Raw genomic sequence first — 16,822 nt, 5'->3', positions numbered from 1 at the left:
TGACGAACGGTAGTACAGCTGTCAAGGGGGCGAGCACCGGGTGGTCGCGCAGCGGGGCCCGCCCTAGGGTGGTGCCATGCCTGCAGCTCCCAAAGTCTTCGGAATCATCCTCGCCGGGGGCGAGGGCAAGCGGCTCATGCCCCTCACGGCCGACCGCGCCAAGCCCGCGGTGCCCTTCGGCGGGCAGTACCGCCTCATCGACTTCGCCATCTCGAACCTCATCAATTCCGGGCTCCGCCAGCTCGTCGTGCTCACGCAGTACAAGTCGCACAGCCTCGACCGGCACATCTCCCAGACGTGGCGGATGTCGCCGATGCTGGGCGCGTACGTCGCCTCCGTGCCGGCGCAGCAGCGCCTGGGGAAGCGGTGGTTCTCGGGTTCGGCCGACGCGATCCTGCAGAGCATGAACCTGCTCACCGACGAGAAGCCCGACATCGTGATGGTCATCGGCGCCGACCACGTCTACCGCATGGATTTCGGCCAGATGCTGGAGGCGCACATCGAATCCGGGGCGCGGGCGACCGTCGCCGGCATCCGTCAGCCCATCTCGCTGGCCAACCAGTTCGGCGTCATCGACGTCGACCCCACCGACAACGTCCGCATCCGCGACTTCCTGGAGAAGCCGCAGAATCCGGAAGGGCTCTCGGATGCTCCGCACGAGGTGCTCGCCTCGATGGGCAACTACATCTTCGACGCCGACGCCCTCATCGAGGCGGTGCAGGTCGACGGTGAGTCACCCACCTCCAATCACGACATGGGCGGCGACATCGTGCCGTACTTCGTCCAGCGCGGCGAGGCGGCGGTGTACGACTTCAAGCGCAACGACGTGCCCGGCTCCACCGACCGCGACCGGGCCTACTGGCGCGACGTGGGGACCATCGACTCGTTCTACGACGCGCACGCCGATCTCATCGCGACGCTGCCGATCTTCAACCTGTACAACACCGACTGGCCGATCTACTCGCAGACGGTGAACGCGCCGCCGGCGAAGTTCGTGCGCGACTCGGTGGGCCGCATCGGCAACGCGATCGACTCGATCGTCTCGCTCGGGTCCGTCCTGTCGGGCACGCACCTGGAGCGCAGCGTCGTGGGGCCGTGGACCCTCGCGGGCGGCGGATCCACGATCACCGACTCGGTGCTGTTCGACTACGTGCACGTCGGCGCGGGCGCGCGGGTGCACCGCGCGATCCTGGACAAAAACGTCTCCCTCGCCGACGGCGCCACGGTGGGCGTGGACCGCGAGCGGGACATCGCGCGCGGCTTCACCGTCACCGACAGCGGCATCACCGTCGTCGGCAAGGGCGTCCGCATCGACGCCTGAGCGGGCTCAGACCCCGACGCGCTCGAAGGCGTCGAGGCTGATGCCCTGCTGCAGGATGAGCGCCGACCACTCGCGCGCGGTGTGCAGGCTGTGGTCGCGGTAGTTGCCGCAGCTCACCGCGTCGACGCCGGGGATGTCGGCCTCGGTCGCTTCCTCGGCGATGAACCGCAGGCTGTCGCGCAGGGCCGCGACGAGCTCGGCGAGCGGCGGTTCGCCCCACGCGATGAGGTGGAACCCGGTACGGCAGCCGAACGGGGAGATGTCGATGAGCCCCTCCATCCGGTCGCGCAGGAGGCTGGCGAGCATGTGCTCGATCGTGTGGATGCCGGCGGTGGGGATCTCGCCCTCGTTGGGCTGGACGAAGCGCACGTCGAAGTTGGAGATGACGTCGCCGCGCAGGCCCGTCTCGGTGCCGATGAGGCGCACGTAGGGCGCCTTGACGGCGGTGTGGTCCAGGGTGAAGCTCTCGACGTCGGCCATGGCGGTACTCCTCGGATGGTTCAGGGGGCATCGCGCGCACGCGACCGTTCGAGCCTACGACGTGCTGTCCGCCACGGCGCGCTAGGGTCGAGGCCGTGCCCGACGCTGTTCCCCTCCTGGTCGTCCTCGACGCCGACTCCACCCTCCTGCGCAATGAAGTCATCGAGCTGATCGCCGAGGAGGCCGGCCGCGGCGCGGAGGTCGCCGCGGCGACCGAGGCGGCGATGCGCGGCGAGGTGGACTTCGCCGAGAGCCTGCGCTCGCGCGTGACGGAGCTGCGGGGCGTGCCGGTCTCGGCATTCGCACGCGTGGTGGCCCGCGTGGAGCCGACCCCCGGCGTGCGGGAGCTGGTCGCCGCGGTGCATGACCGCGGCGGCGTGGTGGCGGTGGTCTCCGGCGGCTTCCACGAGGTGCTGGACGAGATCGCCCCGGCGCTCGGGATCGACCGCTGGCGCGCCAACCGCCTCGAGACGGCGGACGGCGTGCTCACCGGACGCGTGTCCGGGAACATCGTCGACGGTGCCGCCAAGGCCGCATCGCTGCGGGAGTGGGCGCGCGAGCTCGGCGTGCCCGCCGGCGGCACGATCGCCATCGGCGACGGTGCGAACGATCTCCTCATGCTCGCCGAGGCCGGCCTCGGCCTGGCCTTCAACGCCAAACCCGCCGTGCGCGAGCGCGCCGACCTGGTGATCGGTCCGGTCGACCTCTCCCACGTCATCCCGCTGCTGCCGTGACGATGTCGGCGGACGGCGGTAGCGTCGCGCCATGGACATCATCCTCATCCCCGGCCTCTGGCTCGATGCCGCCACGTGGGACGAGGTCGTCCCCGCCCTGGAGGCCGCCGGACACAGCGCCCATCCGCTGACGATGCCCGGCGTGGGCGAGCCGGCCGAACGCTCCGCCGAAATCGGCATCGCCGACTGGGTGGCCGCGGTGGTGGCCGAGATCGACCGTCGCCCCGGCGACGTCGTCGTGGTGGGGCACTCCGGCGGCGGCAACGTCGCGTGGGGCGCGGCCGATGCGCGCCCCGGCCGGATCGCCCGGGTCGTGTTCGTCGACACCTTCCCGCCCGCCGACGGCGGGTCGATCTGGGAGTTCGCCGTCGTGGACGGGGTCGTCCCCTTCCCCGGGTGGGACGCGTTCGAAGACGCCGAGGTGGGCGACCTGGACGAGGAGACGCGGGCGGACGCGGCATCCCGAGTCCTGTCCGTCCCCGCGCGTGTACCGACCGATCCGCTCGCGCTGACCGACCCTGGGCGCTACGCGATCCCGGTGACGATGCTCACCGGCACCATGCCGGCGGCCGACCTCAAGACGATCATCGCCCAGGCTCCGCCGTGGGCTGCCGACCTGGCCGCCCTCGAAGACCTCACGATCGTCGAGCTGAGCTCGGGGCACTGGCCGCAGTTCTCCCAGCCGGCCGAACTCGGCCGCGCGATCGCCGCCGCCCTCGACTGAGCATGCGCAGGCTCGACCGGGGTCAGTGCCCCATGCCGAGACCGCCGTCGACCGGGATGACGGCGCCGGAGATGTAGGCGGCGTCCTCCGATGCGAGCCATGTCACCACGCCCGCGACCTCGTCGGGGGTCGCGAAGCGGCCGGCGGGGATGCTCCGCTTGTACTCCGCCTGCGTCTCCTCGGGAAGCTCCGCGGTCATATCGGTCTCGATGAACCCCGGCGCCACGACGTTCGCGGTGATGCCGCGCCCGCCGAGCTCGCGCGTGAGCGAGCGGGCGAAGCCCACCAGTCCGCTCTTGGATGCGGCGTAGTTGACCTGCCCCGCCGACCCCAGCAGGCCCACGACGCTGGAGATCAGGATGACGCGCCCCCAGCGCGCCCGCAGCATCCCCTTGGAGGCGCGCTTGACGACGCGGAAGGCTCCGCCGAGGTTGGTCGCGACGACCGAGTCGAAATCCTCCTCGCTCATGCGCATGAGGAGGGTGTCCTTCGTGATGCCGGCGTTGGCGACGACGATCTCCACCGGCCCGAGCGCGGCCTCCACCTCACGGAACGCGGCATCCACGGCCGCGGCGTCGGTGACGTCGGCGCGCACGGTGAGGGTGCCCATCGGCCCGTCGCCCGAGCGGGCGGTCACCGCCACGCGGTATCCCTCGCTCACGAAGCGCTCGGCGATCGCGCGCCCGATCCCTCGGTTTCCTCCGGTCACGAGCACGACACGATCGGTCGCCATGGGCACACTCCGTTTCGGCGAGGGGATGAGGACGGCCCCAGCCTAGGCGAGCGGCGTCCGCCGTGTTTGACACCACGGCGGCGCCACTGGGAATGTGGGAGCACTCGAGAAGAAAGGGGGGCCTCGCGTGAGCGACCCCACCTCGCCGCCTGACGACGACACCGTCCCCCGCGCGCCGACCCCGCCGCCGCCCGCGGTGTACGCACCGCCGGCCTACCCGCAGGGCTACGGCGCGCCGCAGGTGCCGCAGGGGTACCCCGCGCGCCAGCCCTACTCCGCCCCGCAGGGCTACGGCGTCCCCGCCTACCCGCGGCCGAAGACGAACGGGATGGCCGTCGCGTCGCTGGTGTGCTCGATCGTGGGCATCGTCTTCTCCTTCACGATCGTGCTCGGGCTGGCCGCGGTGGCCGGCGTCATCCTCGGCCACCTCTCGCTCAAGCGCCTGAAGACCTCGGGCGAAGCCGGATACGGCATGGCGATGGCCGGGACGATCATCGGCTGGGCGGGCGTGGCCCTGACCGTGCTGATGTTCGTCCTGCTGGTGGTGCTCCCCTTCCTTCTGTTCATCGGCATCATGGGGGCGGCGACCACCACGTACAGCGCCTGAGATCCCGCCCAGGCGGGCCCGGCGTAGGCTGGGAGGACCGTGAAACCGTCCCCCCGCACGCCCTCCGCAACATCGCTTCCGCGCGCTCCGCGCGACGAGGCGGGCGCGCGGCTGGCCAAGTACATGATCACGATGGGGATCCGCATCGCGTGCTTCATCGCGATGGTGCTCATCACGCCGTACGGCTGGTACACGTGGGTCCTGGGTGCGGCGGCGGTCTTCCTGCCCTACATCGCCGTCGTGATCGCGAATGTCGGGGCCGATCCGCGGCGCGCAGAGGCCGAGAGTCCCGACCGCCAGATCGCCACGCCGGCCGCCGAGGCGCCCGCTCCCCCGGCCGCGCCGGGTGTGATCCGGATCAGCGAGACGCCACGGCTGAACCCGGGACCGGAGGACGAACGATGACCGCCGAGTGCTCCCGAGCCGGATGCCGCGACACCGCGACGTGGCTGATCACGTGGCGGAATCCGCGCATCCACACCCCCGACCGGCGCAAGGAGTGGGTCGCGTGCGACGCGCACGTGGGCTACCTCCGCGACTTCCTGGCCGCACGCGACTTCCCGCTCGAGGTCGGCCCGCTCACCCCCGAAGGAGCCAGCGCATGAGCCGCCGAGCCGCGCCCCCGCTCGTGCGCTGGACGGCGTACGTCGCCGTCGCCGTCGTCTTCGCGATCGCGTGCGGCTTCCTCGCGAACTGGCAGTTCTCGCGCGGTGAGGAGCGCGGCCGCCAGCTCGCTCTGGTGGAGGCCAACTACGACAAGACGCCCGTGCCGCTCGCCGACGTGCTCACGCCGGGCAGGGAGCTGGCCGCATCGGACGAGTGGACCCCCGTGATCCTCACGGGCGAGTACCTCGCCGAGGAGCAGGTCCTCGTCCGCAATCGCCCGCACGGCGGGACGGCGGCGTTCGAGGTGCTCGTGCCCTTCCTGCTCGACGACGGCCGTGCCCTGCTGGTGGACCGCGGGTGGGTGCCCCCGGGCGAGAACCAGCCCGATCCCGACGTCGTGCCGGCCCCGCCCACCGGGGAGGCCACCGTGATCGTGCGTCTGCGTCCGGGCGAGCCGCTGCCCACATCCGGCCGCACGGCGCCGGAGGGACAGGTGCCCACCATCAACCTGCCGCTCCTGGCCGACATGGTCGGCGGTCATCCGCTGGAGACCGGCGCCTACGGGATGCTGGTGTCCGAGGACCCGGCGCCGGCGACCACGCCCGGCACGATCGCCTCACCGTCGGAGGACCCGGGGCCGCACCTGTCCTACGCCGTGCAGTGGATCCTGTTCGCGATCATGGGCTTCGCGTTCATCCTGTACATCCTGGTGACCGAGCGCCGCCACGCGCGAGAGGATGCCGCGACCCGCCGTCCCCGGCGTCGCGACCGCGACGCGGAGGCCGAGGACGCGCTCATCGACGCGTGATCCGCCGCGTCAGGCGAGGGCGACGAGGTCGGCGTAATCGCGACCCCAGATGTCTTCGACGCCGTCGGGGAGGATCAGCACGCGCTCGGGGTTGAGCGCCTCGACGGCGCCCTCGTCGTGGGAGACGAGCACGACGGCGCCCTCGTAGTGCGCGAGGGCCCCGAGGATCTCCTCGCGGGAGGCGGGGTCGAGGTTGTTGGTCGGTTCGTCCAGCAGCAGCATGTTGGCGCTGGAGACCACGAGCGTCGCCAGCGACAGGCGCGTCTTCTCGCCGCCGGAGAGCACGCCGGCGGGCTTGAGTACGTCGTCGCCGGTGAAGAGGAACGAACCGAGCACCTTGCGAGCCTCGGTCGCGGTGATGTCCGGCGCGGCGGACATCATGTTCTCGAGCACCGAACGGTTGACGTCGAGATTCTCGTGCTCCTGGGCGTAGTAGCCGATCTTCAGGCCGTGGCCGGGTTCGATGACCCCGGTGTCGGGCTTGTCCACGCCCGCGAGCATGCGCAGCAGCGTGGTCTTGCCGGCACCGTTGAAGCCGAGGATCACCACGCGTGAGCCGCGGTCGATCGCGAGGTCGACGTCGGTGAAGATCTCCAGCGACCCGTACGACTTCGAGAGTCCGCGCGCCATGAGCGGGGTCTTGCCGCACGGAGCCGGCTTCGGGAATCGCAGCTTCGCGACGCGCTCCTCCTGACGCACGTCGTCCAGGCCCGACAGCATCTTCTCCGCACGAGCGACCATCTGATGAGCCGCGGCGGCCTTGGACGCCTTCGCGCCGAACCGAGCCGCCTGCAGCTGCAATGCCGTGGCCTTCTTCTCGACGTTGACGCGCTCCTTCTTGCGGCGCTCCTCGTCGGCCACCCGCTGACGCAGGTAGTTCTTCCAGTTCATGTTGTAGACGTCGATGACCTGGCGATTGGCGTCGAGGTAGAAGACGCGGTTCACCGTCTCGCCGACCAGCTCCACGTCATGGCTGATCACGATCAGCCCGCCCTTGTACCCCCTGAGGAACTCCCGCAGCCACACGACGCTGTCCGCGTCGAGGTGGTTGGTGGGCTCGTCCAGGATCATGGTGCTGGCGTCGGAGAACAGGATGCGCGCGAGCTCGATACGGCGCCGCTGGCCGCCCGAGAGCGTCTTCAGGGGCTGGTCGAGGATGCGGTCGGGAAGCGAGAGGTTGTGCGCGATCGAGGCGGCCTCAGCTTCGGCCGCGTAGCCGCCGAGCGCCTCGAAGCGCTCGGTGAGGTTGCCGTAGCGCCGCATGGCCCGTGCCGCGACATCCACGTCATCGTCGGCCATCTGCAGCGATGCCTCGTGCATGCCGAGGGCCAGGGTCCCCAGGCCCCGGGCGTCGAGGATACGGGTGCGCGCGAGCATCTCCGGGTCGCCCGAGCGCGGGTCCTGGGGCAGATAGCCGAGTTCGCCCGAGCGGTCGACGCGTCCCTCGCTGGGCAGCAGGTCGCCGGCGAGCACCTTCGTCAGGGTGGTCTTGCCGGCGCCGTTGCGTCCGACCAGCCCGACCTTGTCGCCGTCGGAGACGCGGAACGAGACGTCGGACATGAGTACGCGGGCGCCCACGCGGATCTCGAGATCGTGCACGGCGAGCACAGCGGAAGTCCGATCTTCAGGGAGGGGGTCAGGAGGTGACCGATGGTCAGCCCCCTAGTATAAGTCGCCGCGCCGCATGCTCCTCCCAGGATGCGCACGCGCGAAGGGCCCCGGCCGCAGCCGGGACCCTTCGCGCGTGCGGTCAGCCCTGTGCGACCGCGGTGGCCTCGGCGAGCTGCTCGACCATGCGCGGCAGGATCCACGGGATGGTCAGAGCGGTCGGGGAGATCGCCGCGACGTTCTCCTCGCCGACGATCGCGGCGACCGCGCCCTTCTGGACGGCCGGGATGATGCGCGTGCGGTCGGAGGTGAGGAAGGTCTGCAGCTGCTCCTCGGAGTCGGTCTGCGTGAAGATGACCTCCGCGTCGATCGCGTCGAGGTTCTCCGCGCTCACCGTCGTGTAGAAGGTCGACTCCCCGGTGTCCATCGCCGTGACGGTGTCGGCCGTCACGAAGCCGAGGTCCTCGAGGATCTCCACCCGCGCGTCGGCGGGGAGGTAGAGGTAGAACGTGTCGACGTCGTCCGCGGCGTAGGCGATCGAGGTGCCCTCGAACTCGGGGTGCTCGGCGGCGGCCTCGGCGATCTGCGCGTCGAGGTCGTCGAGCACCTGCTGCGCCTCGTCTTCCATGCCCAGTGCCGTGCCGGTCTCGGTCACGACGTCGCGCCACGGCGTGGCCCACAGCGCCTCCTCGGGCGCGACGACGGGGATGCCGGCGCCGGTGACCGCGTCGTACTCCTCCTGCGTCAACCCCGAGTAGGGGGCGATGAGCACGTCGGGGTCGGCCGCGAGCAGTTCCTCGACCGACAGTTCGTACGTCGCGTTGTCCAGAATGACGGGGGTCTCGCCGCCGAGCTCGTCGATCTTGTCCTCGACCCACGGCGTGATGCGGTCCTCTCCCCCGCCGTAGTCCATCGAGGAGATCGCGACCGGGACGATGCCCAGCGCCAGCACGGCGTCGGTCGCGCCCCATCCCCACGTCGCGATCCGCTCGGGGGCGGACTCGAGAGTCGTCGTCCCGTACATGTGCTCCATCGTGACGGGGAAGGCCTCCGAGTCGCCCGCGCTGCCGGCGGACGTGGCGGACTGAGGCGCAGCCGAGGCGCAACCGGCCAGGACGAGCGCTCCGACGGCTCCGGTGGCAGCGAGGGCTGCCAGCCTGCGGGAGAAGCGGGTCATGGGTGTTCCTTTCATCGGGTTCATCGGGTTCATCGCGGATCGGGGTGCGCGTGCGCCCCGCCGGGGACCGGCACGACCAGGGGCGTACCGGTGAGCGGATCGGGCATGACGAGCGCGTCCAGCGCGAACGCGGTCGCGACCACGTCGGTCGTCAGCACGTCGGCCGGGGCGCCGTGGGCGACGATGCGCCCTTCGCACATCACGACGAGGTCGTCGGCGTAGCGGGCCGCGAGGTTGAGTTCGTGCAGGACGACGACGATCGTCGTCCCCTCGGTCCGGTTCAGCTGGACGAGCAGGTCGAGCACCTCGAGCTGGTGACTCAGGTCCAGGAACGTGGTCGGCTCGTCCAGCAGCAGGATGCGGGGGTTCTGTGCCAGCGCCATGGCGATCCACACCCGCTGGCGCTGCCCCCCGGACAGGTCGCCGATGGGGCGGTCGGCCAGATCGGTCAGGCCCGTCTTCGCCATCGCGTCGTCGACGCGCTGGCTGTCCTGCGCACTCCAGCGCTGGAACACGCCGCGGTGGGGGTGCCGGCCGCGCGAGACCAGCTCGGCCACCGTGATGCCGTCGGGGGCGATCGGCTGCTGCGGCAGCAGCCCGACAGTCTGGGCGAACGCGCGCCTCGGGATGCCCGCGACATCCACGCCGTCGAGCTCCACGGTTCCGGCCGAGGGCGCGTTGAGGCGCGCGAGTGCGCCCAGCAGCGTCGACTTGCCCGACGCGTTCGCGCCGATGATCATCGTGACGCGCCCGGGGGCGATCTCCAGATCGAGGTCGTGCAGCACGCGGCGGCCGGGATAGCCGGCCGTCAGGGCACGCGCGCGCAGGACGGGTGCGGCGTTCACAATTGGCGTCCTTTCGAGGTCGCGAGGATCCACAGGAGGAAAACCGCCCCCAGCGCACCGGTGACCACACCCACCGGCAGGGAGTAGCCCGGCAGCGCGAACTGCGCCACGAGGTCGGCGGCGGTGAGCAGGGTCGCCCCCACGAGCGCGCTCGAGCCGATCGCGATCGCGCCGTGACCGTGCAGCGGCCGCGCGATCGCGGGTGCGCACAGTGCGATGAACGAGATCGGGCCGGCGAACGCGCACGTGACAGCCGTGAGCAGCACCGCCGCGACGACCGTGACGAGGCGCGCGGTCTCAGGCCGCACGCCCAGACCCGACGCCGCCGAGGCGCCCAGCTGCGTGATGGGCAGCCAGCGCGCGGCAGCCAGGACGGCCGGCAGGGTGAGCACGCCGACGAGGACGATCACCGCCACGTGCCACCACGCGGTGGCCGAGAGCGAACCGGTCATCCACACCAGCGCCGAGGCGGCGAGCTCCACCTGTGCGCGCACCATGAGGTACCCCGTGATGGACACCGTGAGGAAGGAGATGCCGATGCCGGCGAGGATGAGCCGGAACCCGCCCTCTCCGGATCGCCGCGCCGCCCACAGCAGCAGGATCGCCACGGCGAGACCGCCGGCGAACGCCGCGACGGCGAGGACGGGTCCGGTGATCCCCAGCACGAGCAGCACGAACACCGCCGCGACGCTGCTGCCGCCGCTGACGCCGAGCAGGTCGGGGCTGGCGAGCGGATTGCGCAGCAGCGCCTGCAGGAGCGCGCCGGCCACCCCGAGGCACGCGCCGACGGCCACGGCCATCGCCACGCGCGGGGCGCGCACCTGGAACAGCACGTACTCCTCCACGCGCTCGCCGCCGCCCCACACGGTGCGCCACAGCTGCGCGAGCGAGAGCGGGTAGTCCCCCGTCGACAGCGCGATCACGACGAGCGCGAGGGTCACCAGGACCAGGGCGCCCACCACCACGCGGCTGCGCCGGGTCCGGCGCCGGCGCACGCGTTCGAGCGGGCCGGCGGTGAGCGTGCGTCCGACCGCGGGGGCGATCACAGCGCCACCTGCCGGCGGCGCAGGACGAGCGCGATGAGCACCGGCGCGCCGAGGAAGGCGACCACGAGGCCCGCCTGGATCTCCCCGGGCGGTGCGATGACCCGCCCGACGATGTCGGCGAGGACGAGCAGCGCCGCGCCCGCGGGGGCCGCGATCAGGAGGAGGCGGCGGTAATCGGAGCCGACGATCGTGCGCAGCGCGTGCGGGACGACGAGTCCGAGGAAGACGATCGGTCCCGCGATGGACGTCGCGGCGCCGCACAGCAGGACGGCGGCGATGACGCCGAGCGCGCGGGTCCGGCCGACATGCGCGCCCAGTCCGGATGCCGTCGCCTCGCCCATTGCGATCATGTCCAGGCCGCGCGCGCTCGCGAAGGCGATGACCGCCCCCACCACCACGGGGATCGCCACGACGGCGACGGTGTCCAGGCCCCGCGCGGTGAGGCCGCCGACCGACCAGTACCGGTAGACGTCGAGGGCGAGGACGGAGGTCGTGAGGATGAGGGTCGTGACGGCGGTGAGCCCGGCTGTCACGGCCGCGCCGGTCAGGGCGAGCTTGGCGGGGTTGCCCGCTTCGGGGCCGCGCGTGCCGATGAGAGCGACGACGATCGCGGCGGCCGCAGCGCCGCCGAATGCGAACCACACGAAGCCGGCGGGCTGCGTGATGCCCAGCAGCGTGATGGCCGCGAGGACGGCGACGGAGGCGCCGGCGTTGACGCCGAGCAGCCCCGGGTCGGCGAGCGGATTACGCGTGAGCCCCTGCATGAGCGTCCCGGCGACGGCCAGCGCCGCTCCCGCGACGATCCCGATCACGGTTCGCGGCAGCCGCTGCGTGAGGATCACGACGTGGTCCGGGAGGGACATGTCAGGGCGCACGAACGCCTCCCATACGACGGCGGGGGGCACCGGGCGAGCGCCGATCATGAGGCTCGCCGCGACGATGACCACGAGCAGGACGATCGCTCCTCCCGCGGCCGATCGCGCCCGGCGCTGACGGGCGGTGGCGCTCATTCCTGCCGTTCGGCTTGTCCCAGGCGCCAGTAGCCCATGAAGGCGACGCGCTTGCGGTCCACACCGCGCGCGCTGACGAGCATGCGCCGCAGCGTCTTGACGGTCGCAGCCTCGCCCGCGATCCAGGCGTAGAACTCCCCTTCGCCGTCCTCCGGCGCATCCCACAGCAGATCGCGGTCCACATCGATGTCGGCGAGGACCTCGGGACGCGGCGCGGCTGCGCGCTCCAGGCAGTCCGGGTTGCCCGCGCACCACCGGCTCACGGCGTCGATGAGTCCCACACCGTGATCGGCCCCGTCGCGGCCGATCCAGCGCACGCGCGTGCGGGCGGGGACCGTCCACGTGAGCACGTCCGCCGAGGTCGGCACCTCCACGAAGACGTCGGCGTCCACGTCGTCCCCGAGCGCGCCCACGATCGCACCGATCGCAGGCACGGCGGTCTCGTCGCCGGCCAGCAGCAGCCGGCGCGCCGTCCCAGGGTGCCAGTCGATCCCCAGCCGGCGCTGCTCACTGCGCTCGTCCGGACCGACCAGGACGATCTCGTCGCCCACGGCGGCCCGCTCCGCCCAGGACCCGGCGGGGCCGGCATCGTGGTGCAGGACGAAGTCGATGTCCACCTCGCCCGCATCGGGGTCGGTGCGCCCGATCGTGTAGGTCCGGAACGGGCCGCGTTCGTGCGCGGGCAGGTCGCGCCACCTCTGGTACCACGTGCCGGCGGCGATGATCTCGGGGTCGGTCTGCCCGACGTCGCACAGCGACCCGTCCGGCCGCGGCAGGACGAGCTTGACGCGCTGATCGAGGCCTGCGGTGCCGACGTGGGCGAAGTCGGGGCTCGTGAAGGTCACCCGGAGGAACGCGGGCGAGAGCCGGCGGACGCCCGCGACGCGCGCGAGATACGGGCGGTACGCGGGACGGACGAGCACGTCAGCCGGAGAAGTCACAACGTTAGGCTAGCCTTACCTGCCCTCGACTGCCAAGGCGTCCTCTCGACATCGAGAAGTCAGGCAGGGTCTCAAGTCACGACCGCGCGATGGCGTCCGTGGGCCGCCCGGCCATCCCGCGCCGGGCCGCGACCGCCGTGATCGGCAGGGTGATCGCCGCCACGGCCACGCCCACGGCGACGAGGATCGCCAGCGGCAGGGGTGCCAACAGGTGTGCCCCCACGACGAGGGCGGTGGGCAGGATCGCCGCGCACGCGACGACCAGGCCGACGCCGAGCCCTGTGCCGGCCGCGAGGGCCGTCTCTGTGAGGAGGACCGCGGTGACCTGGCGCTGGGTGGCGCCGGTGAGGCGCATCATCGCCAATTCCCGCCGCCTGCCGAGCGTCGAGACGGCGACGGTGTTGATGACGGCGATCATCGCGTAAGCCAGGACGACCAGGATCATCAGGCCGTTGATGAGGGCGTTGACGTTGAGACCCTGTTGGAGAGCGTTCTCCAGGGTGGCGCGGTCGCCCACGGCGACGGCCGACTGCTCGGCGACGGCCCCTTCCACCGCCGCGTGGAGCGCGGCCGGCGTGGTCCCCTCACTCCCTGCGATCAGCACCGTCTCCGCGACGCGCGCGGTGGTGTGCGCGGCGAGCAGGTCGGCGGGCAGGAGAAGATGCTCGTATCCGGGCAGGTCGTCGTATGTGGCGACGATGCGGAGTTCGGCGGCGGCGCCGTCCCCGAACCGGAAGTCGACGGTGTCGCCGATGGCCACGCCCAGCTCCGTGGCGGTGGTCGTGGGCAGCGCGAGGGTGCGGCCCGTGAGGTCGGTGAAGTCGCCCGCCACGAGCTCGTTGGCGAGCACGTACGGGACCCCCGCACCGTCGAGCCCTCGCAGCGGCCGCGGACGGTCGGGATGGGAGGGATCGTGCGGCTGCTCGATCCAGCCGCCGGACGCGACGAAGCGGCTGACGGCGTCCACCTCGGGCAGCGCCGCGATGTCATCGGCGAGCTCGGCGGCGGTCCCGGCGGGCCCCCAGGCGACGACCTCGGCGGAGATGGTCTGCACCTGCGCCCGCGCGGCCGCGGTGGTGATCATCGCCTGCGAGACCAGGTTCCCCGCCCCGATCCCGACCACGAGGGCGGCCGCGCCGGTCACCGTCGAGAAGGTGGCGATGCGGGATCGGACGTTGACACCGGCCAGGCCGCCCAGCCCGCGGTCGAATCCCCCGATGACCGGGCGCAGCACGAGCCTCCCCAGGCGCAGGTGCACGGGGGCCAGCAACGACGCCGAGATCGCCCCGGCCAGCACGGCGGGGCCCGCGGTGGCGGAGACCAGCGACGGCGGCAAGAAGCACGTGAGAATCGCCAGGGCCACCGCGCCACCGCCGAACACGAGCCCCAGGAGCCACCGGACGAACCCGACACGGGCTCGCGGAAGCTCCGCTTCCCTCATCGCGTCGATCGCGCGTGCCCGGCGCGCGGGGCGGGCGGCCAGGCGCGCGGCGAACCAGACCACCGCCGTGGTGGTGACCAGTGCGATCGCGAAGGGGATCACCCCCACGCGCAGCTGCAGGATGCCCGGCACGACACCCCACGCCCGCATGGCGGCGAACAGGCCGTGCGCGAGCGGGACGCCGAGGGCGAGTCCGATGAGCGCTCCGACGATCCCGGCGAGGGACGCCTCGCCCACTAGCAGCGCGCGCGCCTGGCGTCCGGTGGCACCGGTGGCGCGGAGCAGACTGATCTCGCGGCCACGCTGGCGCACCGAGAGCGCGACGATCCCGGATGCGACGGTGGCCAGCACCGTCAGCACGATGCCGCCGAAGACCGCTCCGATCACGATGGTCGGCGTGCGCGCGGCGGACACGGCGGGGTCCTCCGCGGCGCCCCTCCCCTCGCCGGTCAGCACGCGCACATCGGGGAAGTGCGACTCCAGCGCCGCGCGCACGTCGGCTTCCGCCGCGCCGTCGGACCGGACGACACCGAGCGCGTCGATGCCCTCATCCGGCAGCGCCGCGTCGCCGAGGAACAGCGTCGGCGCGTGTGCGGCGTCACCGATGACCGTCGTGACCTCGACGGCGCCGGTTCGACCCGCCGCCGTCACGGTGAGGCGGTCGCCCGCTTCCACGCCCAGCGATGCGGCGGCCGCCGCCGTGAGGACCACCTCGCCGGCGCCGGGGTTCGAACCGCGCGGGATCTCCAGACCGCTCACGGGGGCCGAGGCCCAGTTCTGTCCGGCCGTCGTGACGGCACGGCCGGGGGTGCGGACGACGGCGTCGAAGAACCGGATGGGCACGGCCTGCTCGACGCCGTCCAGCTGCGCGGCGTCGGCGACGAACTCTTCCGGAAGCCGGTGCCGCTCGGGGAATGGGCGCAGATCGGTCGTGCGTCGCCCCTCCGCGTCGAGCATCGCGTAGCTCGGGGAGCCGATGACCACGAGGTCGGCACCGGCGACGCGCTCAGGTGGCGCGGCGAGTCGGATGCCGGTTTCGAACATGGCTCCGCTGAGCACGATGAGCGCCGAGCCGAGCCCTGCCGCGATGACGATCGAGACGACGGCAGCGGCGCGCTGACGCAGACCCGCCAGGATGAGAGTGAGCATGCGGGATCACCGCGCCCTCTCGTCGGAGGACAGGTGGGAGAGGCGGGCTGCGATCCGGTCGGCGGAGGGCCGGGTCATCTGCTCCACGATCCGCCCGTCGACGAGGAAGATCACGGTGTCGGCGGAGGAGGCGGCCACCGGGTCGTGCGTGGTCATCAGAATCGTCTGCCCGTCCTCGACGGCGGCTGCGCGCAGCAGCTCGAGGATACTGGCGGCTGTTCGCGTGTCCAGGGCGCCGGTGGGCTCGTCGGCGAACAGGACCGCCGCCCTGGCTGCCAGCGCCCGCGCGATCGCCACGCGCTGCTGCTGCCCACCGGAGAGCTCGCTCGGGCGGTGGCGCCGCCGGTCGGCCAGCCCGACGCGGTCCAGGGCGGCGTCGATGGCGCGCTCGTCGGGCCGGCGCCCGGCGAGGATCTCGGGGAGGGCGACGTTCTGCGCGGCCGTCAGGGTGGGGATGAGGTTGAAGGATTGGAACACGAATGCGACGTGATCCCGGCGCAACCGGGTCAGCGCGTCCTCCGAGAGCCCGGTCAGGTCCTGCCCGACCAGGACGGCGCGGCCGGTCGTCGGCGCATCCAGTCCCGCCGCGCAGTGCAGCAGCGTGCTCTTGCCCGATCCGGACGGCCCCATCACCGCGGTGAACGAGCCCTCCGGCAGCACGAGGCTGACCCCGTCCAGAGCCCGCACCGTGCCGGCGCCCGCACCGTAGGTCTTGGTGATCTGCTCCAGCGCCACCGGGGTGGCACCTGCTCCCCGCTCGCTCGTCGCCGTCGCGCTCATGCCGCGTTCCCCGATCTGTGATCACTACGAACAGTTCGTAGCGTACACAGATCGGATGTGCGCGGGAAGAGGTGCGTCAGCCGCCGGCGAGTCGGCGGAGCCCGGAGAGGATCCGGTCCAGCCCGAACTCGAAGTCCTCCTCCGCGACCTCGTGCGGAGTGCGGTACAGGCCAGCGGAGATGAGGGAGGCCACTCGCGGGACACGCGCCGCGAAGAGGTCGGGTCCGATCCGCTCGATGACCTCGCCCGCGTCGGGCGTGCCGGCGTCTGCACGCAGAAGATCGCGGGCCGCGCCGGCGCGCGTGCGCACATATCCGTCCAGGAGTCCGGCGGCCTGCAGCCTCTCCCGGTCACCGAGCCCGCTGCCCTCCAGGCGTTCGAGGAGATCCTCCAGCCACGCGAGCGAGTGGGGCGCGAACGGGATGCGGACGCGCATGTCGCTGAGCCACGGGTGGCGTGCGTACCTGTCCCGCAGGGCGCGGCACCATGCAGCCGCCGCCTCCACCCAGTCCGCGCCGTCCGGAATGCGCGGCGGAGCGCCGAGCGCGTGGTCGTGCACGATGACGTCCAGGTCGTCGCGGGAGTCGACGTACCGGTACAGGGCGTTCGTGGTCACCCCCAGCCGCTCGGCGATCCGCCCCAGGGAAAGCGCCTCAGCCCCCTCGGCATCGGCCAGCGCGATCGCCGAGGCTGCGATGCCGGCAAGGCTCAGCATCGCCTTCGGTCCCGGCCGGCCGGCCGTCGTGTCCAGCCCCCAAGCCTGGCGCAGCCCGCGCGGGAGAGGCGCGCCCGTGGATCGCTCGGTCATCGTC

The 16,822-nt window shown here is 72.1% G+C and carries 18 protein-coding genes; 7 read left to right on the top strand and 11 right to left on the bottom strand.

Going from position 1 to position 16,822, the window contains the following annotated elements; genetic code table 11:
- Positions 1-76: 76 nt before the first annotated feature.
- The gene (glgC, locus tag E4K62_RS07915) at positions 77-1,321 is read left to right on the top strand and encodes a glucose-1-phosphate adenylyltransferase (protein ID WP_135065860.1); all 1,245 of its coding nucleotides are present in this window, start codon (positions 77-79) and stop codon (positions 1,319-1,321) included.
- 6 nt (positions 1,322-1,327) lie between these two features.
- On the opposite strand, the gene E4K62_RS07910 is transcribed toward glgC, so the two are convergent.
- Positions 1,328-1,801: an S-ribosylhomocysteine lyase gene (locus E4K62_RS07910; protein WP_135065857.1), complete on the bottom strand. Its 474-nt coding sequence runs from the start codon at positions 1,799-1,801 to the stop codon at positions 1,328-1,330.
- 95 nt (positions 1,802-1,896) lie between these two features.
- On the opposite strand from E4K62_RS07910, the gene serB reads away from it, so the two are divergent.
- Positions 1,897-2,535, top strand: a complete 639-nt coding sequence (serB, locus tag E4K62_RS07905; protein WP_135065854.1) for a phosphoserine phosphatase SerB — start codon at positions 1,897-1,899, stop codon at positions 2,533-2,535.
- A 31-nt stretch (positions 2,536-2,566) separates the two neighbouring features.
- A complete protein-coding gene (locus E4K62_RS07900) occupies positions 2,567-3,259 on the top strand; it encodes an alpha/beta fold hydrolase (protein ID WP_135065851.1) in 693 nt (230 codons plus the stop codon).
- Between the two features lie 22 nt (positions 3,260-3,281).
- Here the strand turns inward: E4K62_RS07900 and fabG are convergent, their stop codons facing one another.
- Positions 3,282-3,992: a 3-oxoacyl-ACP reductase FabG gene (fabG, locus tag E4K62_RS07895; protein WP_135065848.1), complete on the bottom strand. Its 711-nt coding sequence runs from the start codon at positions 3,990-3,992 to the stop codon at positions 3,282-3,284.
- 127 nt (positions 3,993-4,119) lie between these two features.
- Here fabG and E4K62_RS07890 point away from each other — a divergent pair, with 127 nt between their 5' ends.
- The 4 genes from E4K62_RS07890 to E4K62_RS07875 are packed head-to-tail and all read left to right on the top strand — an operon-like array spanning position 4,120 to position 6,013.
- Positions 4,120-4,599 carry a DUF4190 domain-containing protein gene (locus E4K62_RS07890; RefSeq protein ID WP_135065845.1) on the top strand — a complete coding sequence of 160 codons (480 nt, stop codon included), beginning with the start codon at positions 4,120-4,122 and terminating at the stop codon, positions 4,597-4,599.
- 39 nt (positions 4,600-4,638) lie between these two features.
- Positions 4,639-5,004, top strand: a complete 366-nt coding sequence (locus E4K62_RS07885; protein WP_135065842.1) for a DUF3099 domain-containing protein — start codon at positions 4,639-4,641, stop codon at positions 5,002-5,004.
- The gene (locus tag E4K62_RS07880) at positions 5,001-5,204 is read left to right on the top strand and encodes a hypothetical protein (protein ID WP_135065839.1); all 204 of its coding nucleotides are present in this window, start codon (positions 5,001-5,003) and stop codon (positions 5,202-5,204) included. The genes E4K62_RS07885 and E4K62_RS07880 overlap by 4 nt, the downstream gene beginning before the upstream one ends.
- Positions 5,201-6,013, top strand: a complete 813-nt coding sequence (locus tag E4K62_RS07875; RefSeq protein WP_135065836.1) for an SURF1 family cytochrome oxidase biogenesis protein — start codon at positions 5,201-5,203, stop codon at positions 6,011-6,013. The genes E4K62_RS07880 and E4K62_RS07875 overlap by 4 nt, the downstream gene beginning before the upstream one ends.
- Positions 6,014-6,022: 9 nt before the next feature.
- Here E4K62_RS07875 and E4K62_RS07870 read toward each other — a convergent pair whose 3' ends face one another.
- From E4K62_RS07870 to E4K62_RS07830, 9 genes are all read right to left on the bottom strand, one after another.
- The gene (locus E4K62_RS07870; RefSeq protein ID WP_135065833.1) at positions 6,023-7,621 is read right to left on the bottom strand and encodes an ABC-F family ATP-binding cassette domain-containing protein; all 1,599 of its coding nucleotides are present in this window, start codon (positions 7,619-7,621) and stop codon (positions 6,023-6,025) included.
- Positions 7,622-7,763: 142 nt separating this feature from the next.
- Positions 7,764-8,798, bottom strand: coding sequence for an ABC transporter substrate-binding protein (locus tag E4K62_RS07865; RefSeq protein WP_135065830.1), 1,035 nt, complete (start codon positions 8,796-8,798; stop codon positions 7,764-7,766).
- A gap of 29 nt (positions 8,799-8,827) precedes the next feature.
- Complete coding sequence (locus E4K62_RS07860; RefSeq protein ID WP_240742865.1) at positions 8,828-9,643, bottom strand: ABC transporter ATP-binding protein; 816 nt, start codon at positions 9,641-9,643, stop codon at positions 8,828-8,830.
- Positions 9,640-10,689 carry a FecCD family ABC transporter permease gene (locus tag E4K62_RS07855; protein ID WP_240742864.1) on the bottom strand — a complete coding sequence of 350 codons (1,050 nt, stop codon included), beginning with the start codon at positions 10,687-10,689 and terminating at the stop codon, positions 9,640-9,642. Before E4K62_RS07855 ends, E4K62_RS07860 begins: the two co-directional genes overlap by 4 nt.
- Positions 10,686-11,699 carry a FecCD family ABC transporter permease gene (locus tag E4K62_RS07850; protein WP_135065827.1) on the bottom strand — a complete coding sequence of 338 codons (1,014 nt, stop codon included), beginning with the start codon at positions 11,697-11,699 and terminating at the stop codon, positions 10,686-10,688. Before E4K62_RS07850 ends, E4K62_RS07855 begins: the two co-directional genes overlap by 4 nt.
- Positions 11,696-12,640: a siderophore-interacting protein gene (locus E4K62_RS07845; RefSeq protein WP_135065824.1), complete on the bottom strand. Its 945-nt coding sequence runs from the start codon at positions 12,638-12,640 to the stop codon at positions 11,696-11,698. The genes E4K62_RS07850 and E4K62_RS07845 overlap by 4 nt, the downstream gene beginning before the upstream one ends.
- Before the next feature lie 76 nt (positions 12,641-12,716).
- Positions 12,717-15,230, bottom strand: a complete 2,514-nt coding sequence (locus tag E4K62_RS07840) for an ABC transporter permease (RefSeq protein WP_135065821.1) — start codon at positions 15,228-15,230, stop codon at positions 12,717-12,719.
- A gap of 6 nt (positions 15,231-15,236) precedes the next feature.
- Entirely contained in the window at positions 15,237-16,010 is a 774-nt protein-coding gene (locus tag E4K62_RS07835) for an ABC transporter ATP-binding protein (RefSeq protein WP_135065817.1), read from the bottom strand.
- A 76-nt stretch (positions 16,011-16,086) separates the two neighbouring features.
- Positions 16,087-16,818, bottom strand: a complete 732-nt coding sequence (locus tag E4K62_RS07830; RefSeq protein WP_135065814.1) for a TetR/AcrR family transcriptional regulator C-terminal domain-containing protein — start codon at positions 16,816-16,818, stop codon at positions 16,087-16,089.
- Positions 16,819-16,822 lie beyond the last annotated feature (4 nt).

Origin of the sequence: Microbacterium wangchenii (assembly GCF_004564355.1) — a bacterium.
Taxonomy (GTDB): Bacteria; Actinomycetota; Actinomycetes; order Actinomycetales; family Microbacteriaceae; genus Microbacterium; species Microbacterium wangchenii.
This window is presented reverse-complemented; position numbering and strand designations above follow the sequence as displayed.

Coding starts and splice junctions, on each gene's coding strand:
- glgC (WP_135065860.1), top strand. CDS start 77: ATGCCTGCAGCTCCCAAAGTCTTCGGAATCATCCTCGCCGGGGGCGAG.
- E4K62_RS07910 (WP_135065857.1), bottom strand. CDS start 1,801: ATGGCCGACGTCGAGAGCTTCACCCTGGACCACACCGCCGTCAAGGCG.
- E4K62_RS07900 (WP_135065851.1), top strand. CDS start 2,567: ATGGACATCATCCTCATCCCCGGCCTCTGGCTCGATGCCGCCACGTGG.
- fabG (WP_135065848.1), bottom strand. CDS start 3,992: ATGGCGACCGATCGTGTCGTGCTCGTGACCGGAGGAAACCGAGGGATC.
- E4K62_RS07880 (WP_135065839.1), top strand. CDS start 5,001: ATGACCGCCGAGTGCTCCCGAGCCGGATGCCGCGACACCGCGACGTGG.
- E4K62_RS07875 (WP_135065836.1), top strand. CDS start 5,201: ATGAGCCGCCGAGCCGCGCCCCCGCTCGTGCGCTGGACGGCGTACGTC.
- E4K62_RS07865 (WP_135065830.1), bottom strand. CDS start 8,798: ATGACCCGCTTCTCCCGCAGGCTGGCAGCCCTCGCTGCCACCGGAGCC.
- E4K62_RS07850 (WP_135065827.1), bottom strand. CDS start 11,699: ATGAGCGCCACCGCCCGTCAGCGCCGGGCGCGATCGGCCGCGGGAGGA.
- E4K62_RS07840 (WP_135065821.1), bottom strand. CDS start 15,230: ATGCTCACTCTCATCCTGGCGGGTCTGCGTCAGCGCGCCGCTGCCGTC.
- E4K62_RS07835 (WP_135065817.1), bottom strand. CDS start 16,010: ATGAGCGCGACGGCGACGAGCGAGCGGGGAGCAGGTGCCACCCCGGTG.
- E4K62_RS07830 (WP_135065814.1), bottom strand. CDS start 16,818: ATGACCGAGCGATCCACGGGCGCGCCTCTCCCGCGCGGGCTGCGCCAG.